The organism is Nocardia sp. N2S4-5, assembly GCF_044628355.1.
In the GTDB taxonomy this organism is placed as follows: Bacteria; Actinomycetota; Actinomycetes; order Mycobacteriales; family Mycobacteriaceae; genus Nocardia; species Nocardia wallacei_B.
In genome coordinates, this window is record NZ_JBIUPM010000001.1 from 33,471 (window position 1) to 58,288 (window position 24,818).

Annotated in this window: 20 protein-coding genes; 14 read left to right on the forward strand and 6 right to left on the reverse strand. The window is 69.5% G+C overall.

The annotated features are described in order from the left end of the window. Positions 1-255: 255 nt before the first annotated feature. From ACFMRZ_RS00195 to ACFMRZ_RS00235, 9 genes are all read left to right on the forward strand, one after another. The gene (locus ACFMRZ_RS00195) at positions 256-1,737 is read left to right on the forward strand and encodes a sensor histidine kinase (protein ID WP_400177362.1); all 1,482 of its coding nucleotides are present in this window, start codon (positions 256-258) and stop codon (positions 1,735-1,737) included. Next, entirely contained in the window at positions 1,734-2,144 is a 411-nt protein-coding gene (locus ACFMRZ_RS00200) for a roadblock/LC7 domain-containing protein (RefSeq protein ID WP_280271703.1), read from the forward strand. Before ACFMRZ_RS00195 ends, ACFMRZ_RS00200 begins: the two co-directional genes overlap by 4 nt. After that, entirely contained in the window at positions 2,141-2,509 is a 369-nt protein-coding gene (locus ACFMRZ_RS00205) for a DUF742 domain-containing protein (RefSeq protein WP_400177363.1), read from the forward strand. Before ACFMRZ_RS00200 ends, ACFMRZ_RS00205 begins: the two co-directional genes overlap by 4 nt. Then, on the forward strand, positions 2,490-3,107 hold the full coding sequence (locus ACFMRZ_RS00210) for an ATP/GTP-binding protein (protein ID WP_280370353.1): 618 nt from the start codon (positions 2,490-2,492) through the stop codon (positions 3,105-3,107). Before ACFMRZ_RS00205 ends, ACFMRZ_RS00210 begins: the two co-directional genes overlap by 20 nt. After that, complete coding sequence (locus ACFMRZ_RS00215; RefSeq protein WP_400177364.1) at positions 3,104-4,381, forward strand: cytochrome P450; 1,278 nt, start codon at positions 3,104-3,106, stop codon at positions 4,379-4,381. The genes ACFMRZ_RS00210 and ACFMRZ_RS00215 overlap by 4 nt, the downstream gene beginning before the upstream one ends. After that, positions 4,378-5,595: a cytochrome P450 gene (locus tag ACFMRZ_RS00220; RefSeq protein ID WP_400177365.1), complete on the forward strand. Its 1,218-nt coding sequence runs from the start codon at positions 4,378-4,380 to the stop codon at positions 5,593-5,595. Before ACFMRZ_RS00215 ends, ACFMRZ_RS00220 begins: the two co-directional genes overlap by 4 nt. A 51-nt stretch (positions 5,596-5,646) precedes the next feature. Continuing rightward, positions 5,647-5,769, forward strand: coding sequence for a hypothetical protein (locus ACFMRZ_RS00225; RefSeq protein WP_400177366.1), 123 nt, complete (start codon positions 5,647-5,649; stop codon positions 5,767-5,769). Then, complete coding sequence (locus tag ACFMRZ_RS00230) at positions 5,766-6,926, forward strand: AI-2E family transporter (protein WP_400177367.1); 1,161 nt, start codon at positions 5,766-5,768, stop codon at positions 6,924-6,926. Before ACFMRZ_RS00225 ends, ACFMRZ_RS00230 begins: the two co-directional genes overlap by 4 nt. Before the next feature lie 61 nt (positions 6,927-6,987). Next, on the forward strand, positions 6,988-8,052 hold the full coding sequence (locus ACFMRZ_RS00235; protein ID WP_400177368.1) for a cobalamin-independent methionine synthase II family protein: 1,065 nt from the start codon (positions 6,988-6,990) through the stop codon (positions 8,050-8,052). Positions 8,053-8,071: 19 nt separating this feature from the next. On the opposite strand, the gene ACFMRZ_RS00240 is transcribed toward ACFMRZ_RS00235, so the two are convergent. Both ACFMRZ_RS00240 and ACFMRZ_RS00245 read right to left on the reverse strand, forming a co-directional pair. Beyond that, a complete protein-coding gene (locus ACFMRZ_RS00240; protein WP_400177369.1) occupies positions 8,072-8,905 on the reverse strand; it encodes a hypothetical protein in 834 nt (277 codons plus the stop codon). A gap of 150 nt (positions 8,906-9,055) precedes the next feature. Further along, positions 9,056-11,272, reverse strand: a complete 2,217-nt coding sequence (locus ACFMRZ_RS00245) for an MMPL family transporter (RefSeq protein ID WP_400177370.1) — start codon at positions 11,270-11,272, stop codon at positions 9,056-9,058. 265 nt (positions 11,273-11,537) lie between these two features. On the opposite strand from ACFMRZ_RS00245, the gene ACFMRZ_RS00250 reads away from it, so the two are divergent. Both ACFMRZ_RS00250 and ACFMRZ_RS00255 read left to right on the forward strand, forming a co-directional pair. Further along, complete coding sequence (locus ACFMRZ_RS00250) at positions 11,538-18,053, forward strand: SDR family NAD(P)-dependent oxidoreductase (protein ID WP_400177371.1); 6,516 nt, start codon at positions 11,538-11,540, stop codon at positions 18,051-18,053. Positions 18,054-18,103: 50 nt separating this feature from the next. Then, positions 18,104-19,513, forward strand: coding sequence for a condensation domain-containing protein (locus ACFMRZ_RS00255; protein ID WP_400177372.1), 1,410 nt, complete (start codon positions 18,104-18,106; stop codon positions 19,511-19,513). Here ACFMRZ_RS00255 and ACFMRZ_RS00260 read toward each other — a convergent pair. After that, a complete protein-coding gene (locus ACFMRZ_RS00260; protein WP_400177373.1) occupies positions 19,484-20,167 on the reverse strand; it encodes a hypothetical protein in 684 nt (227 codons plus the stop codon). The two genes, ACFMRZ_RS00255 and ACFMRZ_RS00260, sit on opposite strands and share 30 nt — an antisense overlap. A 273-nt stretch (positions 20,168-20,440) precedes the next feature. Here ACFMRZ_RS00260 and ACFMRZ_RS00265 point away from each other — a divergent pair, with 273 nt between their 5' ends. Further along, positions 20,441-20,884 (forward strand): NUDIX hydrolase, encoded by a 444-nt coding sequence (locus ACFMRZ_RS00265; RefSeq protein WP_280271716.1) that lies wholly within the window; start codon positions 20,441-20,443, stop codon positions 20,882-20,884. 10 nt (positions 20,885-20,894) lie between these two features. On the opposite strand, the gene ACFMRZ_RS00270 is transcribed toward ACFMRZ_RS00265, so the two are convergent. Further along, entirely contained in the window at positions 20,895-21,767 is an 873-nt protein-coding gene (locus tag ACFMRZ_RS00270) for an LLM class F420-dependent oxidoreductase (RefSeq protein WP_400177374.1), read from the reverse strand. Between the two features lie 122 nt (positions 21,768-21,889). Between ACFMRZ_RS00270 and ACFMRZ_RS00275 the strand changes: the two genes are divergently transcribed. Together ACFMRZ_RS00275 and ACFMRZ_RS00280 are read left to right on the forward strand one after the other, a co-directional pair. Then, positions 21,890-22,339, forward strand: a complete 450-nt coding sequence (locus ACFMRZ_RS00275) for a MarR family winged helix-turn-helix transcriptional regulator (protein WP_400177375.1) — start codon at positions 21,890-21,892, stop codon at positions 22,337-22,339. Between the two features lies 1 nt (position 22,340). Beyond that, the gene (locus ACFMRZ_RS00280; protein WP_280370325.1) at positions 22,341-22,763 is read left to right on the forward strand and encodes an organic hydroperoxide resistance protein; all 423 of its coding nucleotides are present in this window, start codon (positions 22,341-22,343) and stop codon (positions 22,761-22,763) included. A 9-nt stretch (positions 22,764-22,772) separates the two neighbouring features. On the opposite strand, the gene ACFMRZ_RS00285 is transcribed toward ACFMRZ_RS00280, so the two are convergent. Continuing rightward, positions 22,773-23,756 carry a phosphatase PAP2 family protein gene (locus tag ACFMRZ_RS00285; protein ID WP_400177376.1) on the reverse strand — a complete coding sequence of 328 codons (984 nt, stop codon included), beginning with the start codon at positions 23,754-23,756 and terminating at the stop codon, positions 22,773-22,775. Positions 23,757-23,884: 128 nt separating this feature from the next. Next, positions 23,885-24,679, reverse strand: a complete 795-nt coding sequence (locus ACFMRZ_RS00290) for an E3 ubiquitin ligase family protein (RefSeq protein ID WP_280271720.1) — start codon at positions 24,677-24,679, stop codon at positions 23,885-23,887. Between the last annotated feature and the right edge of the window lie 139 nt (positions 24,680-24,818).

A 24,818-nucleotide genomic window follows, 5' to 3' on the forward strand; every position in this document is an offset into this window, starting at 1 on the left:
TGCCTCGGCACGCGACCGGCGGCGTCGGCGCACGGGACAGCTCCCGAACGGAAATACCAAGCGCTTGTTCGGCTTTCGCGCCCGGCCGCGAGATTCGCCGGGAATGCCGCTTCGGGTGGCGGTGCCGCGCCCGTGCGGTTAAGCTCGTGCCGAGTTTCGAATCCGCCTGTCTACCTGGATGTTTGACCATGTCCGGGGCATGGCGTGCTGGTAAATCTCTCCTTGTGGTCGGGGGCTGGAGTGCGGGAGTTGGCAGTGGCTTCGCCGAGCGTCGATGCCGGTATACGTACCGGTCGTTCCGCCTATGTGGCGCTGGCGGTGAGTGCGGTGGTGACAGGCGGCCTCGCGGTCGCGGCCGTTCTCTCGGCGCCCGCCGATTTCCGTGTTCCCTCGAGTTTCGGCGCTGGTGTCGCCGTTGTCGTCGTGTGCGCCGCGGTCGTCGCTGCCGTGCACTATCGCGAGCGCGCGGCCGCGTACCGCGCCGCGGCCGAACGGGCGGACGAGACCATCGCGGCCGCGAATGCCGAGGCCGCCGCCCGCGTCGCCGCTGCCGAAACCGCGTCCGAAACGTATGCGCGAGAGGTGAAGCGCAGCGAGGCCCGCCGGGCGGCGGCCCTGGCGGCTTTCGCCGGCGCCGCGGGCCGGATGCAGGCCATCAGCACCAGCATGCTGGCGGAACTGCGCGAGATGGAACATCGGCACGGGGATCCGCGGGTGCTCGCCGACCTGCTGCACCTGGATCATCGCACCGCCCAGGCGGGCCGACTGGCCGACAGCATCGCCGTGCTCAGCGGCGCGCGGACCGGTCGGCGCTGGGCCAAACCCATTGCCATGGAATCAATTCTGCGCGGCGCCATGGGCCGGATCGCCGGGTATCAGCGGGTCCGGCTGCGCGCCATCGCCGGTGCGGGGATCGCCGGTCACGCCGCCGAGGGTGTCATGCACGCCGTGGCCGAACTACTGGACAACGCGTGCAACTTCTCCCCGCCCACGACCGAGGTGCACGTGTACGCCGCGGAGGTGCCCGCCGGGGTGGTGATCACCATCGAGGACAGCGGCCTGGTCATGAGCGAGTCCGCACTGCGCCGCGCCGAACGGGCTGTCTCGGGGGCGGACGCCGAAGACCGTGGGGGAGTGGATCTTTCGTCCCTGAGCGGGACGAGGCTGGGTCTCGCGGTGGTCGGACACCTGGCGCGCAAGCACGGCCTCACGGTGTCGTACCGGCCGTCGGCCATCGGCGGCACGGCGGTGGTGGTGATCGTCCCGCGCGACCTGATCACGCAGGTCGACCGCACGACCGTGACCGGTACTCACGCCGTGGTATCGATGGGCGACGACACCCGCCGCCTGCCGAGCCGACGCCGGGAAGGCGCCCTCGCCGCGCCGCCGCGCGCCGGTAATGCGCTGTCCGCCAACCCATCGGCCGACAGCGTCGCCCCGAATCGCGCACCGACCGCCGAGCCATCGCCCGGCAGAGGGGCAATGACCGGTGGGTTGACCGGCAGCCGATCGCCCGAAGGCAACCGGCTGCCCAAGCGCCGCCGGGGTGACACCCTGGCGTCGGCCCATCCGGGGGGCCTGCCGAATCCGGGTATTCCGGCGAATCCGGCCGGGCCGAGCCGGGAGGCAGCGTCGCCGCCCGCGAAATCGTCCGCACTGGGCGCCTTCCAACGCGCCCTGTCCGGCCGCGACACCGTGACCGGAACCCCTTCTGCCGCAGTGGAGAACGATCTATGACAACGTCCGCCCCCGCACAGCTGGGCTGGTTGCTCGAACAGCTGCTGACCCGCACCCCGCAGACCCGGCACGCCCTGCTGCTGTCCAGCGATGGGCTGAAGATCTGCCATTCCCCGGAGTTGTCGGCCGACAAGGCCGATCAGCTCGCCGCCATCGCCGCCGGAATCCAGAGCCTCTCGCACGGCGCATCCGCCGAATTCGGTTCCGGCCGTGCCGGTGTGCGGCAGTCGATGACCGAGTTCTACGGTGGCATTCTGTTCATCGTCGAGGCCGGTATGGGCGCGCACGTCGCGGTCGTCGCGGCCGAGGACGCCGACGCCGGCCTGGTCGGCCACAATATGCGCGAGCTGGTGGAGCAGGTCGGGGAGTATCTGGCGGCCGCCCCGCGCGACCGGGGTGTGCCGTGACCACCTCGATTCGAGACGAGGATCCGGACCGCCTCTACACGCTGACCGGAGGCCGCAGCAAGCCCGACTCCGAGGCGTTCGATCTGGTGACTCTGGTTGTGAGCGAATGCGATCCGGCGCCCGGCATGCAGTCGGAGCTGGCCGCGATCCTGGACCTGTGCCGGGCCCCGACCGCCGTGGTCGAGATCGCGGCGGAGCTGCGGCTGCCGGTCGGCATCGCCACGATCCTGCTCGCGGACCTGCTGGCCGCGGGAAAGATCACGGTGCGACACCCCCCGCCCGCCGCCGACCTGCCCGGCACCTGGGCCTCGGTCACCGACGCCGCCACCCTGGAGAAGGTACTCGTTGGACTTCGTAAGCTTTGATCCGTCACCGGCTCGGGCCGACGCGCCGCTCAGCGGCTCCGCGCGGCACGGCCTCAAGATCGTCGTCGTCGGCGGTTTCGGCGTCGGGAAGACGACGCTGGTGCGCTCGGTCAGCGAGATCCGCCCGCTCAACACCGAGGCGGCGATGACGGATGCCGGTGTGGGCGTGGATGTTCCGATCGGCGTGCCGGGCAAGACGACCACCACGGTCGCCTTCGACTTCGGCCGCATCACCCTGGACGACGAGCACGTGCTGTACCTGTTCGGCGCGCCCGGCCAGGAGCGGTTCTGGTTCCTGTGGGACCGCCTGTTCGCCGGGTCGCTGGGCGCGGTGGTGCTGGTCGACCCGCGGCGCATCGCCGACTGCTGGTACGCCGTCGACCGGCTGGAGCACCAGGGCACGCGATTCGTGGTGGCCTGCAACGACTTCGGCATCGAATCGTTCCATCTGGACGAGGTCCGCGACGCGCTGGACCTGGACCCGCACGTGCCCTTGCTGAGCTGCGACGCGCGCTCCCGCGAATCGTCCAAGCGCGTGCTGATCTCGCTGGTCGAACACCTCCACGCCGCCGCCCGCACCCCGGAGACCGCGTCATGACCGTGCCCGAACTCGAAACGGGCGCCACCGGCTGCCCGATCCGCACCGAATCCGCGCTGGTGCCGCTGAGCGGCCCGCGCTTCCACACCGACCCGCACCGGCTCTACACCGAGATGCGCAGCGATCACGGGCCGGTGGTGGCGGTCGAGCTGACCGGTGGCATCCCGGCCTGGCTGGTGATCGGCTACCGCGAACTGCATCAGGTGACCAGCGATCCGGAGCTGTTCCCCCGCGACGTCGGGCTGTGGAACCAGTGGCCGCATATCCCGGCGGACTGGCCGCTGCTGCCGATGGTGGGGCAGCCCATGCCGTCGATCTACTTCACCGCCGGCGCCGAGCATCGCCGCCACGTCGAGATGGTGGAACCCGCGCTGGAGACGGTCGACCCGTTCGAATTGCGCCGCACCTGTGAGGATTTGGCCGACCGGCTGATCGACGCCTTCTGCGGGCGCGGCGAGGCCGACCTGATGGCCGAGTTCGCCGAACTGCTGCCGGCGCTCGCGCTCGCGCGGGTGCTGGGCATTCCGGACGCGGAGGCGCCGGAGCTGGCGTGGACGATGAAGACGCTGGCCGACGGAGGCGCCGAGGCGCAGACGGCCTATCAGCGTTTCCACGAGCTGATGCGGCGACTGGTGGCGCTCAAGCACGAGCACCCCGGTCCCGATCTGGTGTCGGTGATGCTGCGGTCGCCCGAGCCGTTCACCGACGAGGAGTACGCACTCGACCTGCAGGCCATCATCGCCGCCGGGCATCTGCCCAGCGCGGACTGGCTGGTGAACTCGCTGCGGCTGATGCTCACCGACGAGCGTTTCGCGGCGGCCTTCGGTGGCGGTCGGCGCAGCGTGGGGCAGGCGATGAACGAGGCGCTGTGGGAGGACACGCCCACCCAGATCCTCGCCGGGCGCTGGGCCGCGCGCGATACCCGGCTGGCGGACAAGGTGATCCATCGCGGCGACATGCTGCTGCTGGGCCTGGCCGCCGCCAATGCCGACCCGCACGTGCGTCAGCACGTCGCCGACACCGAGCCCGCGCACTCGGGTAACAGCGCGCACTTCGCGTTCAGTCACGGTGAGTACCGCTGCCCGTTCCCGGCGCAGCAGATCGCCGAGATCATCGCCCGGACCGGCATCGAGGTGCTGCTGGATCGGCTGCCCGACATCGATCTGGCGGTGCCGGTGGGCAGCCTGGTGCGCCGCCCGTCGCCCTTCCTGCGCGGAATGACTTCTCTCCCAGTCCGTTTCACTCCCGTTCGTGCGGTCGGAGGTTTGTCGTGAGCGCACAGTGTCCCTTGGTTGTCGACCCGATGATCGGCGATCTGGCCGGAGAAACCGCCAGGCTGCGGGCGGCCGGTCCGGTCACCCGTCTCGAATTGCTCGGCGTGCCCGCGTGGACGGTCACCGATCATGCCCTCGCCCGGCAACTGCTGGTCGATCCGCGGCTGGTCAAGGACATCGGCGCGTGGTCGCTGTGGTCGTCCGGGGTGGTGACCCGGCAGTGGCCGCTGATCGGCATGATCGACGCCGGGCGGTCCATGTTCACCGTCGACGGCGCCGAACACCGCCGATTACGCATCAAGACCACGCAGGCCCTGACGCCGCGACGACTACAAGCGTTGCGGCCCAAGATCGAACGGTTCACCACCGAACTGCTCGACGACCTCGCGGCCGCCGCCGGCGACGAACCCGTGGATCTCAAGGCCGTGTTCGCCTACCCGCTGCCGATGCGGGTGATCAGCGAACTGATGGGGGTGCCGCGCTCGGACCATCCGATGCTGCTGGACGCCTACAAGAAATTCTTCTCCCTGCTGACCCCGCAGGACGAGCGGTTGCGGCTGATCGAGGACCTGGACGTCTACTACTACGACATGGTCCGCAAGAAAACCGCCGACCCCACCGACGATCTCACCACCGCGCTGATCCAGGCCGACGAGGGCGGCGAGCCGCTGACCGAGGAGGAAGTGGTCGGCAATCTGAAGGCCCTGGTGGCCGCCGGGCACGAGACGACGGTCAGCCTCATCCTCACCACCGTGCGAGCTCTGCTGACCCACCCGGACCAGTTCGACAAGGTCCGCAGCGGTGACATCGAGTGGAAGCAGGCGATCGAGGAGACGCTGCGCTGGGACGGCCCGGTGATCCACCTGCTCATGCGATTCGCCACCGAGGACATCGCCGTCGGCGACGTGGTCATCGAGAAGGGCGAGGGCGTGGTGATGTCGTACCGCGCGATCGGCCGCGACACCGCCGTGCACGGCCTCGACGCCGACGAATTCGATCTGACCAGGCCCACGGCCGGACGCCACATCTCCTTCGGCTACGGCCCGCACGTGTGCCCGGGCGCCGCGCTCGCCCGGCTGGAGGCCGCGATCGCGCTGCCTGCCCTGTTCGATCGCTTCCCCGCCTTGCGTCTCGCCGGGCCGGTCGAACAGATCCGCAATCTGCCGGTGCTGACGCAGAACGATCTCGCGGGATTTCCCGTGCGGTTGGGCTGACCCGGGATTCGTGCCGTGATGCGGGCCGGTTGCCATGACAGACTGGTGCCCGTGAGCGAGCTGGTGAGCGAATTATCGACACGAGAGACCGCGCGCGGCGCGGCGGCGGAGTCGCCGGGTGAGGCCGGACGCGGGTGTGCGGCACGGCCCGGCGCGGGGGAGGCGGCGCGGTGAGCGAGGAGACGAATCCGCCTGCGGCGCAGAGCGATTCGGGTAAGTCACTGCCCGATCGGGGGATGGTGATCGGCACCGGGCTGCTCTGGCTGGCGAAGTGGTCGGTGTGCATCGTGGCGGTCGCGGCGGGGGCCTGGGTGCTGGCCTATCTCGTCGCCAAGCTGTGGGTGGTGGTGCTGCCGGTGCTGCTGGCGCTGGTCGTCGCGACTGTGCTGTGGCCGCCGACCCGCTGGCTCACCCGCCATCGCTTCCCGCCGGCCGCGGCGGCCGCGACCTCGGTACTCGGCTTTCTCGCGTTGTTCTCCGGAATCATCGCGCTGATCGTGCCGTCGGTGGTGGACCAGGCGCCGGAGCTGGCCGATCGGTCCAGCGCCGGTATCCACCAGGTGCAGGACTGGTTACAGGGCCCGCCGCTGAACATCCGGCAGGAGCAGCTGGATTCGGCGGTGGACGCGATCGTGAGCCGGCTGCAATCCAGCTCCGAGCGGATCGCGTCGGGCGTCTTCAGCGGGGTGAGTACGGCCACCTCGACGGTGGTCACGCTGTTCCTGGTACTGATCCTGACCTTCTTCTTCGTCAAGGACGGGCCGCGGTTCCTGCCGTGGCTGCACGCGCTGCTGGGAAGCCGGGGCGGCCGCCATTTCGAGGAGGTGCTGAACCGGGTCTGGGTCACGCTGGGCGGATTCATCCGGACTCAGGCGCTGGTCAGTCTGATCGATGCGGTCTTCATCGGGGCAGGTCTGGTCATCCTGCACGTGCCGCTGGCGCTGGTGCTGGCGGTGATCACCTTCATCGGTGGTTTCGTGCCGATGGTCGGCGCGTTCGTCGCCGGGGCGCTGGCGGTGCTGGTCGCGTTGGTGGCCAACGGTTTCACCACGGCCCTGATCGTGCTCGGCATCATCATCGCGGTCCAGCAGATCGAGGGCAACGTGCTGCAGCCGGTGCTGCAGAGCCGCAGCATGAAGCTGCACGCGGTCATCGTGCTGCTCGCCGTCACCGCCGGTGGTTCGATCTTCGGGATCGTCGGCGCCTTTCTCGCGGTGCCGGTCGCCGCCGTGGTGGCCGTGGTGATCCGCTACGTCGGTGAGCAGATCGACCTGCTGACCACGCCGCCGCCCGGGGAGGAACCGAACAAGATCGTGCCGAGTTCGGAGTGAAAATCCCACCTGTACAGCCGATTCCGGTATTCGTGGCCGCCGCGAGCCTTACACTCGCGGCGTGACCATTCCGAGCGAATCCATCGGCAGCATCCCCCGACCCGCCGACCTGCTCGACGCGCTGGCGGCGTACCGATCCGGCGACCTGGACGCCGCGGCCCTTGCCGAACGGCAGCGGCGTGCGGTCGCCGACACCATCGACACCCTGGTCGCCCTCGGCTCCCCGGTGGTGACCGACGGCGAGCAGGCCAAACCCAGCTTCGCCACCTATCCGATCGCGGACCTGCCCGGCCTGGCGCCCGACGGCGTGGTGATCCCGTTCGCCGACGGGCATCAGCGGCAGCTGCCCCGGCTCACCGCCGGCCCGTTCCGCTATCAGGTCTACGCCGAGAGTTATCTGCGTGCCGCACAACAACATTCGCCGGTCCCGGTGAAGCAGGCGGTGATCGCGCCGTCCGCGCTGAGCCTGCTCTATCCCGCCGACGGCATCGACGGCTACCCGCGCGAGGCGTTCCTGGCGGACCTGGCCGACGAGGCCGAGCGGGATATCCGCGGCTGCCTCGACGCGGGTGCGCACCGGGTGCAGCTGGACTTCACCGAGGGGCGGCTGTCGTTGAAGCTGGACCCCAGCGGCGGCGTGCTCGACAGCTTCATCGAGCTGAACAACACTGTGCTGCAACGCTTCTCGGAAGCAGAGCGGGCCCGCATCGGTGTGCACACCTGCCCCGGCGGTGATCAGGACTCCACCCACAGTCTCGATGTCGACTATCCGGCCCTGCTGCCGAAGCTGTTGCAGTTGCGGGCCGGAGCGTTCTACGTGCAACTGGCCAGCGAGCCGGACCCGGACAAGGTGCTCGGCGTCATCGCCGAGTACCTGCCCGCCGGTGCCACCGTCTTCGTGGGCGTCACCGACCCGATCGATCCGCGAGTGGAGACCGCGGAGCAGGTCCGCGACCGGGTGCTGAACGCCGCGCGCTACCTGCCGGTGGATCGGCTGGGCACCTGCGACGACTGCGGTTTCGCGCCGTTCGCCGACGACATCTCCACCTCCCGCGAGACCGCGTTCGCGAAGATCCGCGCTCGCCTCGAGGGCACCGCGCTGGCGGCCGGGCAACTGGGCGTCTGATCGGCGGTTGTCGCCACCCTCACCGGGCGCGGTGCGCGGTAAGGGTGGCGGCGTAGCGGCTGAGCCGGTCCGGTCGCAGGTCGTCGCGGCCGACGCCGGGGTCGCCGTATCGGAAGATGCCGTCGTGGGCGAGGGCGGGCAGGCGGGGTTCGTCGAGCGTGTCGGCGGCGAAACGGTAGAGCTGTGGCAGTTTCGGGAGGATCAGGCCGTAATCGATGGTGCGGGCCGCTCGCCCCTCCAGTGCCAGGATGTCCCGGATCGTGGTGTCGTGCAAGGGATATCGTTCGGGGAATACGTTGCGCAGATCCAGGAACATGCGCACGGCGCCGCGGCGCGGATCGGCGATATGCCGGGCCGCGCGCCCGAGCCTGCCCAGCGCCAGCGCGGGCCGCTCGGCGAGGGCCTGGGTGAACAGGACCCGCACGAGCGTCACGTTCATCATGAAGCGTTCGGCCGGTAGCTCGTCGGTGGCCAGCGCTTCGTTGTCCAGGTAGCCGGTGACGACGCTGCGATTGTGGGCCCGATACCAGGTGGTGGGGGAGGGCGCGGTGAGGAATTCGATCCAGCCCCGCACCGCCGGGGCCGTCGCCTCGGCGCCCGCGTCCCAGAGCAGTCGGGCGGTCAGCTTGTCGCGCAGCAGCCGATCGTTGATCGCCCGCCACCACGGGCTGCCGGATGTCGGATGCAGGACGCCGCGCCCCAACTCCCAGCGCAGGAAGGTCAATTCGGCTCGCTGATAATCCGGAACCCGATCCGGGTAGAACTCCGCGGCCAGCCGCAGCCGATCTTCCGGCCGCAGATGGGCATTCGCGACCCGCGCGGCCGCGTGCCCGGTGGCCTGGTCGAGATCCATTGCCGCATACTCTACCGCCGCCCCGCGTCCCGCCCCGCGCACGGCGCGAGACTCGGTTGGCAGCGCGGACTCGGTTGGCGGGCGCGGACTCGGCTGGCGGTGCGGGGCTCGCTTGGCGGGCGGGCGCGGACTCGGTTGGCGGCGCGGGACTCAGAGGGAGTGGACACGGTCCTTCACGGGGCGGAGGGGGGTGGTTTCCTCGGGGAGGATTTCGGGAGGTGCGGGAGGGTGGGCCTTGTTGCGCCGCAACCAGGTCGGGGCCCACCAGCAGGCTTCGCCGAGCAGTTTCATGGTGGCGGGTACGAGCAGGACGCGGAGGATGGTGGCGTCGATGAACAGCGCCGCCACCATGCCGACCGCGATGTACTGCATCATCACCAGGTCCGAGAGGGCGAAGGCGCCCGTCACCACGAGCAGGATCAGCGCCGCCGCGGTGATGATCCGGCCGGTGCCGGCGACACCGGTGCGGATCGCCTCGGTGGTCGACGCGCCCGCCGCGCGCGCCTCGACGATGCGGGCCAGCAGGAAGATCTCGTAGTCGGTGGACAGCCCGTAGATGACCGAGATGATCAGCACCAGCACCAGCGACATGATCGGCTGTGGCGTGAAGCCCAGCAGCCCGGCGCCGTGCCCTTCGACGAAGATCCAGGTCAGAATGCCGAGGGTGGACCCGAGACCGAGCAGATTCAGCAGGCCCGCCTTCAGCGGCAGTACCAGGGAGCCGAAGGTCAGGAACATCAGGACGGTGGTGGCCAGGAAGACCAGCGCCACCATCAGCGGCATGCGGGCCAGCAGCGCGTCGACGCTGTCCTTCTCCACGGCCGGTTGCCCGCCGACCATCAGCTCGGTGCCGCTCGGCAGCGGCATGGACCGCAGATAGTCGATGGTCGCGTCGGCGTCGGCGTCCGCGGCGAGCACGGTGTTGGTGGTGAAGACACTGGACTGCGCCGGACGCTGCAGCAGCGCGGGGAACGGCGCGGCCAGCCCCGGCGCCCGATTCGCCTGTGCCAGTACCGTTTCGACGTTGCGGGTGTCGTAGGTGATCAGGACCAGGTCGACGGGATCGATCTGGCGTAGCGGGAAGATCTCGTCGAAGTGCTGCTGCGCGAGCCGGGTCGGGTGTTCCGGCGGCAGGAACCGTTCGCTGATGGTGCCGAAGGTGACGTTCGCGACCGGCGCGATGAGCAGCAGCAGCGCCGCGCACACCGGAATCGCCACGGCCAGTGGTCTTTTCATCACCTGTCCGGCGATCCGGCCCCAGATGTTGCCGTCCCGCACCGCATCCGGGGGACCCACCGTGCGGAATCGGTCGAAGCCCAGCCAGTCCACGCGGCGGCCGAGCACGGCGAGCAGCGCCGGCAGTACGGTGACGGCGGTGAGCGCCGCCAGCGCCACGGTGACCATCGAACCGTAGGCGAACGAGCGCAGGAAACCCTGCGGGAACAACAGGATTCCCGCCGCCGCGGAGATGACGATGGTCGCCGAGAAGATCACGGTGCGCCCCGCGGTCGACACGCTGCGCCGCACCGCGTCCGGGACATCGCGCCCGGCGGCGAGTTCCTCGCGGAAGCGGCTGACGATGAACAGTCCGTAGTCGATCGCGAGCCCCAGCCCGATCATCGAAACGACGGGGGAGACAAACGAATTCACTTCCGTCACGGTGGTGAGCAGGCGAATGATGCCCCACGCCGCGCCCACCGTCAGGCCGCCCACGATCAGCGGCAGTGCGGCCGCCACCACGCCGCCGAACACGAAGAACAACAGCACCGCCACGGCCGGGATCGCGAACAGCTCCATCCGCTGCTGGTCGTGGGTCATGGTGTCGTTGAGCGCGCCCGCGACCGCCTGACCGCCCGCCACTTCCATCCGCACGCCGGGAATGTCGAAGGAAGACTTCACTTTCCGGAAGTTGCGCATCGTCTCGGTATCGTTGCCGCCGCTGATGGCGACGGAAGCGAACGCGTGCTGCTTGTCCGCCGAGCCGAACAGGTCCGGCAGCGTCATCCCGGTATCGGTGGGCCAGTACGCCCCGTTGATCCTGGCGATCTCGGCGGGATGGCGCTGCGGCAGGCTGTTCAAACTCTCCACGACCGTGCGCGCGAATGCCGGATCATCGATGGTGGCGCCCTCGGGAGCGTGGTACAGCAGGATCACGTCGGCGCTGTGATCATGGCCGAAGACCTGGTCCTTCACCCGCGCGGCCTGCGCCGACTCCGAGGTCGGGTCGTCCCAGCCGCTGGAACTGAGATGGTCGCCCAGCCCGAGACCGTAGGCGCCGAGCGCGAGCAGGCCGAGCACGGTCACGCCGATCACCGTGAAGCGCCGCCGTACCACGATTTCTGCCCAGTGCGCGAACTCGGCGAACAATCCGGCTCCCAACCTCCTCGTACGGTTCCAGGGACAAACCATAGGGCCGGAGCGGCGGCGCGTGGACGATCACAATCCCGCGTTAGGTCAGATCACAGTAGCGGACAAGCGGTTTCGTCGAGTTCTACAGAGATCGCGCGGGAGGCGCGCCGACTCCGGCGACCGTCGTACATGCTGGGGCCGATCAGGTCGGCGGTGACGACCTATACAGCGTATCGCCCTGAGGAAAGGCGATCACAAACACCCCGAATCCGGGAGGATGTGCGTGTCGGATATAGCAATTGTGGGAATCGGCTGTCGGTTCGCGGGCGGGATCGACTCGCCCGGCACCTTCTGGGACTTCGTTGTCGAGAAGCGTGACGGCGTCGTCGACATTCCCGCGGACCGGTGGGACTACCGGCGCTACTACGATCCGGAGCCCCGTACGCCGGGCCGCGCCTACACCAAACGCGGTGCGTTCATGACGGTCGACCCGTGGGAGTTCGACCCCGATTTCTTCGGTATCTCGCCGCGCGAGGCCACGGTGCTGGATCCGCAGCAGCGGTTGATGCTCGAGGTGACCTGGGAGGCCCTCGACGACGCCGGGATCGCGGGCCGCGCGGCCGGCGGTTCGGTGGGCGTCTATGTCGGTGGCTTCGTGGTCGACCAGTCGGTCATCGGCGTGGTGGGTCCGGCGCTGTTCCACACCGACATGCACACGCCGGCGAGCGCGTCCTACACCATGCTGTCGAACCGGATCGCGTACGCGCTGAACCTGGTCGGTCCCGCGATCACCGTCGACACCGCGTGCTCGTCGTCGCTGGTGTCGTTCCACCTGGCCTGCCAGGGGCTCGAGAACGGTGACTGCGATGTGGCGCTCGCGGGCGGCGTGAACGTCATGCTGCAGCCGGAGACCTTCGTGCTGATGTGCAAGGGCAGCTTCCTGGCCGCGGACGGCCGCTGCAAGTCCTTCGATGCCGCCGCCGACGGCTACGGCCGCGGCGAGGGCGCCGGCATGGTGGTGCTGAAGAAGCTCGACGCCGCGGTGCGCGACGGGGACCGCATCTACGCGGTGGTCAAGGGCACCGGCTCCAACCAGGACGGGCGCACCACGGCGATCACCGTCCCGAACGTCGATTCGCAGGCCGCTCTCGCCCAGGCCGTGTGCGACCGGTCCGGACTGACACCGGACTCGATCACCTACCTCGAGGCGCACGGCACCGGCACCCTGGTCGGTGACCCGGTGGAGTTGCGCGCGCTGGGCCGGGTCTTCGGCGCGCCGGCCGGTCGCAGCGGCACCGTCGGCGTCGGCTCGGTGAAGGCGACGATCGGGCACACCGAGGCCGCCGCCGGTGTCGCCAGCGTGATCAAGGCCGCGCTGGCGATCCATCACCGCACACTGCCGCCGCAGGGCTGGCTCGACAAGCCCAACCCGGACATCCCGTTCGACGAACTGGGCCTGCACATCCAGACCGAGGCCCAGCCGCTGGCTCCCGGCGGGCCGGAAATGACGGTGGCGGTCAACGGTTTCGGGTACGGCGGCACCAACGCGCACGCCATCCTGCAGGAGTACCGCGCCGAACCCGCCGCCGCCCCGGCCGCCGCGCCGCGCCGCCACTACGGCATCCTGCCCATCTCGGGCCGCAGCACCGGCGCCGCGCGCGCCCTGGCGGGTCGCTTCGCCGATCTGATCAGCGCGGGCACCGATCCCGAGCATCTCGCCGAGGCGGCGTGGACCCGGATGGCGCATCATCACTTCCGCACCGGTGTGCTCGTCGGGGACACCGACGACCTGGTGCACGACCTGCGCGAGTACGCGAACGGCGAGGGCCGCGACGCGTCGCGCACGATCGTCTCCCGCGCCGCCGAGCCCGTGTTCGTGTTCTCCGGCATGGGGCCGCAGCGGTGGGATATGGGCCGCGAATTGCTCACGGCCGGAGGCATTTTCGCCGAGACCGCGAAGGAGATCGACCGCGAGTTCCAGGCGCTGGCGGGCTGGTCGATCATCGAGGAACTGCTGCGGCCGGAGGAAGAGTCGCGGGTGACCACCACCGCGGTCGCGCAACCGGCCAACTTCCTGGTGCAGGTGGGTCTGGTCCGCGAGCTGGAGCAGTACGGCATCAAGCCCGCCGCCATCGTGGGCCACAGCGTCGGCGAGGTGTCGGCGGCGTACGTGAGCGGGATGCTCTCGCTGTCCGACGCCGTGCTGGTCGCCTACCACCGGGCCCGGCTGCAGGCCGCCACCGCCGGGACCGGCGGCATGCTCGCGGTCGGCCTCGCACCGGATCAGGCGCGCGACCTGGTCGACGGCGATCCGCGCGTGGACGTCGCGGCGATCAACAGCGCCAGTGGCGTCACGCTCTCCGGCGACGAGGAGCGTCTGGACGAGATCGCCGAAAAGCTCACTCAGGACGGAGTTTTCGCGCGCCGGCTGAAGGTAGAGGTGCCTTACCACAGCCGGTTGATGGATCCGATCCTCGACGAACTGCGCACGGCGCTGGCCGAACTGTCCCCGCGCATCCCGACCGTGCCGCTGTACTCGACGGTGACGGGCGGAAAGGTCACCGAGGGCGACTGGGACGGCGACTACTGGTGCGCGAACGTGCGGCAGCCGGTGCGGTTCGCCGCGGCGATCACCGAGTTGCTCGGCGCGGGCAGCCGAGTGTTCCTGGAGATCGGCCCGCATCCGGTGCTGTCGGGCAATGTGCGCGAGGCGCTGTTGAACGCCGACGTCACCGGCACCACGGTGCCGACGCTGGAACGCGACCGGCCCGATTCGGAGAGCCTGCGCCGCAGCCTCATCGGCCTGCACGCCGCCGGTGTGCTCGATCGCGACTTCCTGTTCCCGCCGGAGCGCCCGGCCACCCCGCACGTGCCGGTGCCGCGCTATCCGTGGCAGCGGACCCGGCTGCACGCGCCGCTGCCACTGTTCGAGCAGGCGCGGCTGGGCTCGCCCGGCACCTACGCCATGCTCGGCGACCCGGATGTCGAAGGCCGCCCGAACTGGCTGCTGCAGGTCGGCTCCGAACTGCTGCCCTGGCTGGAGGATCACGTCGTCAACGGGGTCCGCATCATGCCGGGCGCGGGCTACCTGGACGCCGCGCTCAGCGCCGCGGCGACCCAGATCGGCGCGAAACGCGTTGCGGTGGAACAGGTCCGGTTCGTCGCGCCGCTGATCATGGGCGCGCCCGACGTGCCGCTGATGTCGATCACGGTGGAGGAGGCCAGCAGCCGGTTCATGATCCGGTCGCGCAGCGCGACCGGCACGGCGTGGACCGTGCACGCGACCGGGCGGGCCCTGACCGGCAGCCACGAGCCGATCAAGGCCGCGGTGCCGACCATCGATGTCGGGATCGACGTCGATCCGGAGATGTTCTACTCCGGCCTGGCCGCGGCGGGCCTGCAGTACGGCCCGACCTTCCGGCGGGTGACGTCGGTGCGGGTCGGCAGGGACATGGTGCTCGCGACGGTGGACGGCGCCATCGCCGCCGACTCCGGGCATCTCGCGCATCCCGCGGTGGTCGACGCGGCGATGCAGAGCGCGGCGCTGCTGTTCGCCGACGAGCGCATCGACGAGGGCGTCATGGTGCCCGTCGGGGTGGCGGCGGTGCGGTTGCTCGCCGAACTGCCCGAACGGATCACCGTGGTCGCGCGGCGTAGCACGCACGCTCGGTTGCGCGCCGACGTCGACCTGCTCGACGACGAGCAGAACCTGGTGATGCGCCTGACCGGATTGCAGATCGGCGCGCTGAAACCCGGTGACACCCCGCTGCACCGGATGTCCGACTTCTACTACACCGACACCATGGAGCAGCGCGATCCGATCGACCCGGCCGCGCTGCGCGAAGCCGGAACGGCCAGCACCGTCGTCGTGGCGCTCGGAAACAGCGGGCGCGCGGGCGAACTCGCGGCCGCGATCCCGGGATCCCGCTTGTACGTGGTGGATTCGGCCGACCCGGATCTGGAGACCGGGCTGGTGGCGAATCTGGCGGCCGCCAAGGCCGACGACACCCAGCGAGTGCACGTGTGCGTCGTCGCCGCGGGCACCGAGTCGCCGGACGATCTGGGCGACCTGAGCGCGCTGTGGACCTTCAAGCGCATCGCGGTCGCCGTGGACGAATTCGCCAACCCGCCCGTGGAGGGCGAATCGCCGCAGAGCGTGTTCGGCGACGGCGCCGTGCACGTCACCCTGGTGACCGAGCGGGCGTTCACCCTGCCGGAGAGCGCGGTCGCGCCCGACCCCGCGCAATCCGCGCTGGCCGGCGCGCGCCGGGTGCTGCTCAACGAGCAGACGCCGCTGCGGTGGCGCCTGATCGACATCGACCCCGGTACCTCGATCGCGGACCTGGTCACGGAATTGGCTGTGCCGGGCGCGTTCTCGCACGACAACGCCGACGAGGTGCTGTTGCGCGACGGCGTGCGCTGGGCCCCGGTGGTCACCCGGCCGCTGCCGGACCGGATGGCCGAACTCGACACCGACGCCCCGCTGACCGACCCCGAGGCCAACTTCACCCTGGAGTTGCCGCGCACCCGTCTGCTGTCCGCGCTGGCCTGGCGCGAATGCCCGCGCCCGGCGCCCGGACCCGCCGAGATCGAGGTCCGGATGCAGGTCATCGGGCTGAACTACAAGGATCCGCTGAAGGTCATCGGCCTGCTCGGCGAACGCGAGCTGGCGCCGACCTACTTCGGCACGGTGCCCGGCATGGAGGGCGTCGGCACCGTGGTGCGGGTCGGCGCCGAGGTCGACCACGTCGCGCCGGGCGATCTGGTGGCGGTCGCCGCCAAGGGCATGATGCGCCGCTTCGCGCTCATCCCGAAGGAACTGGTCGTCGTGCTGCCGCCCGACGCCGATCCCGGCTACTGCACCAGCACCATTGCGTTCGGCACCGCCGAGTACGGCCTGCTCGACCTGGCCCGCCTGGAGCCCGGCGAGACCGTGCTGATCCACGGCGCGGCCGGGGGTGTCGGCACGGCGGCCATCCAGGTGGCCAAGGCGCGCGGGGCACGCATCATCGGCACCGCGAGCACCGACGAGCGCCGCGCACACGTGCTGTCACTGGGCGCCGACTACGCGCTGAACTCGCGCTCGCTCAACTTCGTCGACGATGTGCTCGAACTGACCGGCGGCGCGGGTGTGGAGGTCGTGCTCAGCAGCGCTCCCGGCGAGATCCTGCGGCAGAACTTCAACGCCGTCGCGGAATTCGGGCGCATCGTGGAGGTCGGTAAGGCCGACATCTACACCGGCGGCCTGCTGGAGCTTTCCAACTTCGACAAGAACGTGGCCTACTTCTCGATGGACCTGGACCGCCTGGTCGCGGTGCGACCGCAGCGGCTGGCGAACCTGCTGGAACGGGTGTACGAGAAGGTGACCGACGGCACCTACAAGCCGCTGCCGTACCGGATGTTCGAGACCGAGGAGGTGGGCAGGGCCTTCGAGGAGACCATCCGCTCGACCGGTCTGACCCGGATCGCGTTGCGGATCGACTCCCCGGAACCGCCCGTGCGGCCGTACCTGCCGGATGTCGAGATCCGTGGCGACGCAACCTATCTCGTCACCGGTGGCTTCGGTGGCTTCGGCCTCGCGACCGGCCGCTGGCTGACCCTGCGGGGTGCGCGCCGACTGGTGCTGCTGGGCCGCAGCGGCGCCACCACCGAGGAGGCGCGGCGGCAGCTCGAGGCCTGGCGCACCGTCGGCGTCGAGGTCGTCGAGGAACGGGTGGACGTGACCGACCGCGAGGCGGTCGCGGCGATGGTGGCCCGGGTGCACAGCGAGGAGCGTCCGCTGCGCGGGGTGTTCCACGCCGCGGGCGCGGTGGCCGACAGCCGCATCAGCAAGCTGGAACACGAGCAGCTGGCCAAGGTGTACCTGCCGAAGGTGCACGGCGCCGAGATCGTTCACGACGCGATCGAGGCGGCGGGCATCGAGCTGGACATGTTCGTGCTCTGCTCCTCCGGCGGCTCCATGTACGGCATCTACGGCCAGTTCAGCTACTGCGCGGCCAATGTCGCGGTGGAGCAGCTGGCCGAGCGGTGGTCGCGGGCGGGGGAGCGGGCGCTGTGCATCGGCTGGGGTCACCTGTCCGGTGCGACGGGCGGCATGGCCGCCGACGAGACGGCCTTGAAGTACCTCGATCTGGTCGGGTTCGGCCCGATCGACATGTCCGACGCCACCGCGTACATGGAGCAGACGCTGCGGCTCGGGGCGACCCGGGCGGCGATCATCCCGACCGATTGGGGCAAGCTCACCGGCACGTTCCCGCAGCTGGCCCGGACCGGCCGGACCATCGCGCTGGCACAGGCCTCCGCCAAGGACACCTCCGAACTGGCCCAGCTGCACGCCGAACTGGCCGCGATGGAGGAGACCAAGCGCGGTCCGTTCGTGGCGCGCAAGATGGCCGAGGAGTTGGCCGTGGTCATGGGCGTGCCGGTGGATTCCATCGACATGACCGTGCCGGTGCCCGAACTGGGTCTGGACTCGCTGATGGCGGTGGAACTGGGCGCCCGGGTCACCAAGACCCTCGGCATCGACCTGATGTCGCTGCAGATGGGCCGGTCGTTCAGCCTGGAACAGGCCGGTCCGAAGGTCGCCGAGCTGATCCTCGCGCACGACCCAGGCCAGGCGCAGGCGGTGCCGGACGTGTCGGGGATCGCCGCGGCGGCCGCGGCCGAGGGATCGGCGGGCAACGGATCCGGCACGAACGGATCCGGCGCCAACGGGTCGAACGGCAACGGGGCCAACGGCACCGGGCCGGAAGGCAATGGCGCCGCCCGCGACGCCGTCGTCGCCACGACGGTCGGCTGAGGACCGGTTACCCCACACCGTCCGCAGTATCGAGAAATAGAGGTTTCGCCGTGGTCAATTTCGGGCTGATCGACGAATGGGAGCCCGCGCCCGGTCGACTGGTCAGCTGGGTGGCCGCACCGGATTCGGTGGACCGGGCCAAGCGGGCGCCGGTCCACCCGGTCCCCCCGTCCCACCAGCAGGAACAGTACCTACTCCTGGCCGATCGGCACGCCGCCGCGGACTTCCGGTTCTCCGGCCTGTGCCTGGTGACCGCCGAGATCCCCGCGGCGGACCTGGATCTGGCGGCGATGACGCGGGTCATCAATGCTTTCCTGTTGCGGCACGACACCTTTCGCACCTGGTTCGACATCGAGCCGCCCGGCACCGTGCGCCGCCACCTGGTGCCCGCGGACGTGGTGAACTTCGTCCCCGTCGACTACGGCCGGATCGACGATCCGGCCGCCATCCGCGAGCACGTCCAGAAGACGACTCCCGGCCCGTTCCAATGGGATTGCTTCACCTTCGGCGCCATCCAGCACGGCGAGACGACCACCGTCTACCTCGCCGCCGACCACCTGCACACCGACGGCCTGGGCCAGTACATCTCGTGCCTCGACCTCGCCCAGCTCTACGCGGCCGAGGTATGGGAGGGCTCCGACGAAATGGCCCCGGCCGCCAGTTATCTCGACTATTGCGCCATGGAGCGGTCCTACACCGAGCGGTTGACGCTGTCCTCGCCGGGCGTGCGCAAGTGGATGGAGCTGCTGCACGGCAACGACGGCGAATTGCCCTCTTTCCCTTTGGATCTCGGCAAGCGGACGGACATCTACAACCGCAGCGCGCATCGCAGCGTGCAGTTGCTGAACCAGGAGGAGGGCGACCGTTTCGAGGAGATCTGCCGCGCCAACGACGCCGAGTTCGTGGGCGGCGCCTTCGCCGCCGCGGCGCTGGCCGAACGCGAACTCGTCGGCAGCGACTACTACTTCGGCATGACGCCGGTCAGCACCCGCACCTCGGCCGCCGAACGCGCCTCGGTGGGCTGGTACGTGACCCTGGTGCCGGTGGCGTTCCCGGTCGGTCCCACCATGCCATATACCCGTGCCCTGACCGTCGCGCAGCGCGCCTACGAGAACGGTATCCGGCTGGCCCCCACGTCCTTTCATCGCGTCGTGGAGCTGCTGCCCGCCGATTCCGAGATCAAGGCCGGGCCGGGCTGGTCGACGCCGATGATCTCCTACGTCGACGCCCGGGACTTCGTCGGGCACGAGTTCTTCGGCGAGGTGACCGGCGGCATCTACGCCAACCGGGCCGCGTCGGAGGAGGTGCTGATCTGGATCAACCGATTCCCCGAGGAGACCACGCTGAGCGTGATCTACCCGGACACCCCGGTGGCTCACGATTCCGTGAAAAGATATGTCGAGGCGATGAAGTCGGTGTTCGTCGGCATGCTACGCGACGAGCTCCACCAGCCCGCGTAGCTTCGCGGTCATCGGCTCGGTCGGGAAGGCCAGCCGCACCAGCCGGTGCGGCGGCGCGATGTCGAAGTACGCCACCGACGGCGGCATCAGCCCGCCGATCACCTTGTCCAGCAAGGTGTTCACGTGTGCGAATCCCGGCCGCAGCCGCACCGGCCGGCAGGTCGACCGGCCCGCCGGCACCTCCAGGGTGGTCTGCTTGCCCACCCGCGTGGTCAGCGGCCAGTGCATCGAGAACGCCAGCCACAGGTCGAGCGATTCGGTGGCGCCCTCGGTGAAGTCGAGCCCGCGCAGCAGCGTCAGGCCGCCGACGAGCGGCATCACATTCGCCGGAAACGGTGCGACGCCGTCGAATTGGAGATGGGCGGTGTCGACGAAGTGCGCCTCCTCCCGCGAGACCACGGTCTCGCCGGAGCGCGTCTCGGCGCGGTAGCTCTCCGCCCGCAGCCGCCCGTCGATCCGCTGGAACCGCTGTTCGACGGTCATCGCCAGGTCGGCGCCGACGCGGGCGTCGACGGTCGAGTGGTATCGATCGGGCTCGCAGGTCACCACGCTGGTCATCTCGAACTGCTCCGGCCGATCCGCGATGCCCACGCTGTAGACGGACTTCTCGCCGTCGGGGATCCCCGGATCACGGAATGCGGTGTGCACAGGCATGCGGTATTGAATCGTTCTCCGCGCGGACGGCAGTGACGAAACCGATATCCCTGGATCGTTCACAAACTTCCGATGGCCGGATGGTTGCGGCCGACAACCGAATCCGGCTGCGCCGCCGTAGCCCGATTGTGATCCACGGCACCCTGCGGACCGTGCCGAAAGACCCCGAATCCGGTGCTCCGCGTCATGCGGCGGTCACGTCACGGTAATATCGATGAGTCGCCGCCGAGTAAAAGCGGCGTTCGGCCTGATCGAAGGTTGGTGAATTCGCCGATGTCGGTTTCGATGTTCGACGAGGTGCTTCCGCGCGGCGAACGGGATGGTGTAGGGCTACGGGTCGGCGCGATCATCGCGCGTCGCGGGGAAGTGTTGTTGCTGGAACCCCACAGCACGGGCCCCATCCGGCCCACCCGCAAGTTGCCGGGCGCCACGGTGGAGCCGGGGGAGTCCGTCGCGGCAGCGGTCATCCGCGGGGTGCGCGAGGAGACGGGGCTGACGGTCACGCACATCGGTGCGCACGTCGGCGATTTCGACTATCTGTCGCCCGCCGGAAAGCCCGTGCGGCGCCTGCATTTCGTGGTGGACGTGGCGGCCACCGAGCCGATCGTGCTCGGCGCCCACGCCGGATACCTGTGGGCGCCGCTGGACGGCGACCTGCACGTCACATCCTCGATCCGCAAGATTCTCGACACCTACGGAGATCTGGTCGGGCACTGACCGGTCTCGGTCACAATTCGGCGAGTTGCGGGACGACCGGCGCCATGCTGTCGATCCAGGCGGCGGGTGATCCGGTGGTCGGCATGACGATGACGGCGTCGATGCCGAGCTTCGCGTAATCGCCCATGGCACGGACGAATTCGTCGCGAGTGGCGAGGGTGGGCCGCGGATTGTTGGCGATCACGGTCTTGCGGATGGTGTCGTAGTCGCGGCCCGCCTCGTCGCAGTGCCGCCGCAGGACGTCGAGCTTGTGCCGCACGTCCGCCGGGTCGGTGGCGAACAGATTGCAGGCGTCGCCGTACCGTGCGACCAGCCGCAGCGTCTTGCGCTCGCCGCCGCCCCCGATCAGCACCCTGGGGCGATTGATCGGCTGTGGCGCGCACAGGGTTTCGGCCAGCTGGTAGTACTTGCCGTCGAACGGGCCGTTGTCGTCCGGGTCCCACATCTGCGCGCAGATCCGCAGCGTCTCCTCGAGCCGCTCGAAGCGCTCCGCGACCGTCGGGAACGGCACGCCGAGCCCGTGGTGCTCGCGATCGAACCAGGCGGCCCCGATGCCCAGCACTGCCCGGCCGCCGGAGAGCACGTCCAGGGTGGTGACGATCTTGGCCAGCAGTCCCGGATGCCGGTAGGTCACGCCCGTCACCAATAGCCCGAGATCGATGGTCGAGGTGTGCGCGGCCAGGTAGCCGAGCGTGGTGTAGCCCTCCAGCATGTTCGACTCCGCCGGCAGTCCGGTCGGCTCGATCTGGAAGTAGTGGTCCATGAACGACAGCCAGGTCGCGCCGGAGGCTTCCGCCGCCGCGCCCACCCTGGCCAGTTCTCCGGCGATGGCCGTGGTGCCGCCGTCGATATCGAAGATCGGTACGTGGAAACCGAGTTCCATCGGGTTCTCCCGGTGTTGTTCCGACAACTGTCTTCGAGCACGCTACGACCTGGAGGGAACTCCAGGTCAAGTGCTGGTAATTTTAGTTGTGCACAACTTAATTGTGGGCTAGAGTATTGGAAATGACCAATCCGTTGGCGCTCGATCGGCAGGTGTGCTTCCCGCTCTACGCCGCCTCGCGAGCGATGACGGCGGTGTACCGCCCGAAGCTGGAGGCGCTCGGCCTGACCTACCCGCAGTACCTGGTGATGCTGGTGTTGTGGGAGCGCGACGGCCGCAGCGTCGGCGAGTTGTGCGCGGAACTGGCCCTGGACTCCGGCACGCTGTCGCCGCTGCTCAAGCGGTTGCAGGCGAGCGGGCTGGTGGAGCGGACGCGCTCGGTCGCCGATGAGCGCCGGGTCGAGATCCGGCTCACCGGTCGCGGGCGCGCGCTGCGCGAACAGGCCTGCGGCATCCCCGCGGAGATGGCCGAGGCGATCGGGATGCCGATCGAGGAGATCGAGGCGCTGCGCGACACGCTGCGCCGGCTGACAGCGGCACTGACCGAACACACCCACTCGAAGGAGAACTGAGATGAAGACGCTGTACACCGCCGAAGCGCTGGCCACCGGCGACGGCCGCAACGGGCACGCCCGCAGCACCGACGGCAAGGTCGACGTGAATCTGTCGACCCCGAAGTCGATGGGTGGCGACGGCGAGGGCACGAATCCCGAGCAGTTGTTCGCGGCCGGTTACGCCGCCTGCTTCCACTCCGCGCTGCGGCTGGTCGGCAAGCAGGCCGGGGCGAACATCGACGACTCCGCCGTCGGCGCGAAGGTCGGCATCGGCCCGAACGACGCGGGCGGCTTCCAGTTGGAGGTCACCCTCGAGGTCACCCTCCCGCACCTGTCCCGCGACGACGCGCAGCAACTCGCCGACCGCGCGCATCAGGTCTGCCCGTACTCCAACGCCACCCGCGGCAATATCGACGTGACCGTGCTGGTCGCCGAGGACTGAGCACTGTCGTCAGGCTCCCGGCGCGCTGCCGACCCCGGCCGGTTCCGGCCGCACCGATTTCGGTGCCTCCGGAATCGGCCGGCGGCGTTCCCACAGCCGCGCGAGCGCGATGGTCACCACGACATAGGCGAAGCCGAGCAGGATGTCGAAGACGTAGTGCTCGCCGCCGTAGACCAGGGTGAAGGCCATGGCCGCCGGGAACGCCGCGAGCGGGATACGCAGCCACCACCTGCGCGCCAGCGGCCACAGGGTCACGGTGACCAGGAGAGCGAATCCCGCGTGCAGCGACGGCAGCGCGGCGACGAAATTGCCGTGCGACTCCAGCCATTGCGCGCTGATATCGGGCGACACCACGCCCAGACCGAAACCGGAGATGCGGCGCACCTCCTCGGGGATCGCGCCCTCGCGGGAGGCGTACCACGGCGGCGCGGCGGGCACCAGGATGTAGGTGATCAGCGCGAGGTACGACAGCAGCAGGATCCGGCGCATGTAGCGCGTCCACAGCGGGCGCGAGTAGAGGTAGAAGATCCCCGCCACCAGCCACGGGACGATGAAGTGGGTGGTGTAGACGATGCCCACGACCGGCGTCCACCAGGGCTGCCCGCCGCCCGCCAGATGCTCCTGCAGCCAGACGGTGGGGACGGTCCCGTGGAACATCCACCGGTCGACGGCGACGAGTTCGTCCATCCACAGCGGCATTCCGAGCTTGTCGGCGATGTCGCGGGTGTAGTCGTACACCAGCAGCGCACCGATCAGCGGCAGCCAGTCCACGAGCATGCGCAGGTGTTCGCGCCAGGGCCGGTCGATCCGGAACGCCGCGATGCCGGTGAGAATCCACGCGGCCTCGGTGAGGCGGCTGCCCGGAATCAGACCGGTGAGCACGGCGCCGATCAACGCCATCAGGTATCCGTACCGGACCACGTTGCGCAGCACGGGGTGGGCCCGGTGGCTCTCCTCCACCCGAGCGTGAGACTGCGTGGGCGACTCGACCATTCAGCCAGTGTTCCACTTGCGTTCATGTCATCCGGAAGCATCCCCGCGGTGCGCCGCTAAGTGGAAGTCATCCGGGTGTCGCGAATGCCGTTTCCGGGCGAAGACCGCGGCCCGGCGCGGACGCGTGTTCAGATCACGATGTCGACGATTCCCGCGACCAGGGTGACGAGGCCCAGCAGCGCCCCCGCCAGGACTACGATTCGCCACCGGGCGTGATGGGTGGCCGCCTCGTCCCGCAGTTGCTGCTCGGTGCGAGTGGAGATGACGAAATGCCCGTTCCCGCTCGGTTTCCCGATCACCAGCGGGCCGATCCGGTCGTGCACCTCGCCGAGAACATAGAGCCGCTGCCCGACCGGGATGATCCATTCGGTGTATTTGTAACCGATCGTGCCGTCGCCGCCGCCGAGTACCCGGTCCAGAATCCCGCCGAGCAGGTCGGCGGAATTACCATCGCGGTGTGGCTCGAAGCGGTCCACGGTCTTGACGGCGTGATCGGGCTCGGTGCCGTTGGGGTCCACGCCGAGGGTGCGGCCCTCGTCGTCGATCACCGCGAAGCCCTGCCACGACGTGTGTTCGGCGACCTTCTCGGTGCGGCGCTTGCGTTCTCGTTTCCCGTCGCGGTACCGGAATTCCTCGTAGTGCCGTTCGACCCGGTAGCGATACCAGACACACTCGGCGCGCGAGAGTTCGGCCTGCAACGGGCCGTCGGGGTGCGGATGCGCCGCGCCCGCGACCTCGCTGATCCGCCGGAAGCCGCCGCGGGCTCCCAGTTCGTCGGAAACCTCGCGGAACTGCTCCAATTCGGGGATCGACAACCGATCGGCCGCGGTCATCGCCACCAGTCGCCCCCGGGTGCGATGCAACTGGAACATGCCCGCCCCGGCCGCGGCGAGCAGGGCGGCCGTAGCGATGAACCACCACATCGAGACTCGTCCTCCAGGGCCCCGAGCCGCCTGCCGGCGTAGCGGGAATCGTTGCGTGCCGACCGCAGTATAGGCAATCCGACCGCCCGCTCCGGACGGCCGGGATCGAATCGGACGGGCGAAACCGCGGCGTCGCTGC

Coding starts and splice junctions, on each gene's coding strand:
- ACFMRZ_RS00290 (WP_280271720.1), bottom strand. CDS start 24,679: ATGTGGTGGTTCATCGCTACGGCCGCCCTGCTCGCCGCGGCCGGGGCG.
- ACFMRZ_RS00240 (WP_400177369.1), bottom strand. CDS start 8,905: ATGGATCTCGACCAGGCCACCGGGCACGCGGCCGCGCGGGTCGCGAAT.
- ACFMRZ_RS00280 (WP_280370325.1), top strand. CDS start 22,341: ATGAAGACGCTGTACACCGCCGAAGCGCTGGCCACCGGCGACGGCCGC.
- ACFMRZ_RS00285 (WP_400177376.1), bottom strand. CDS start 23,756: ATGGTCGAGTCGCCCACGCAGTCTCACGCTCGGGTGGAGGAGAGCCAC.
- ACFMRZ_RS00260 (WP_400177373.1), bottom strand. CDS start 20,167: ATGCCTGTGCACACCGCATTCCGTGATCCGGGGATCCCCGACGGCGAG.
- ACFMRZ_RS00275 (WP_400177375.1), top strand. CDS start 21,890: ATGACCAATCCGTTGGCGCTCGATCGGCAGGTGTGCTTCCCGCTCTAC.
- ACFMRZ_RS00215 (WP_400177364.1), top strand. CDS start 3,104: ATGACCGTGCCCGAACTCGAAACGGGCGCCACCGGCTGCCCGATCCGC.
- ACFMRZ_RS00265 (WP_280271716.1), top strand. CDS start 20,441: ATGTCGGTTTCGATGTTCGACGAGGTGCTTCCGCGCGGCGAACGGGAT.
- ACFMRZ_RS00270 (WP_400177374.1), bottom strand. CDS start 21,767: ATGGAACTCGGTTTCCACGTACCGATCTTCGATATCGACGGCGGCACC.
- ACFMRZ_RS00200 (WP_280271703.1), top strand. CDS start 1,734: ATGACAACGTCCGCCCCCGCACAGCTGGGCTGGTTGCTCGAACAGCTG.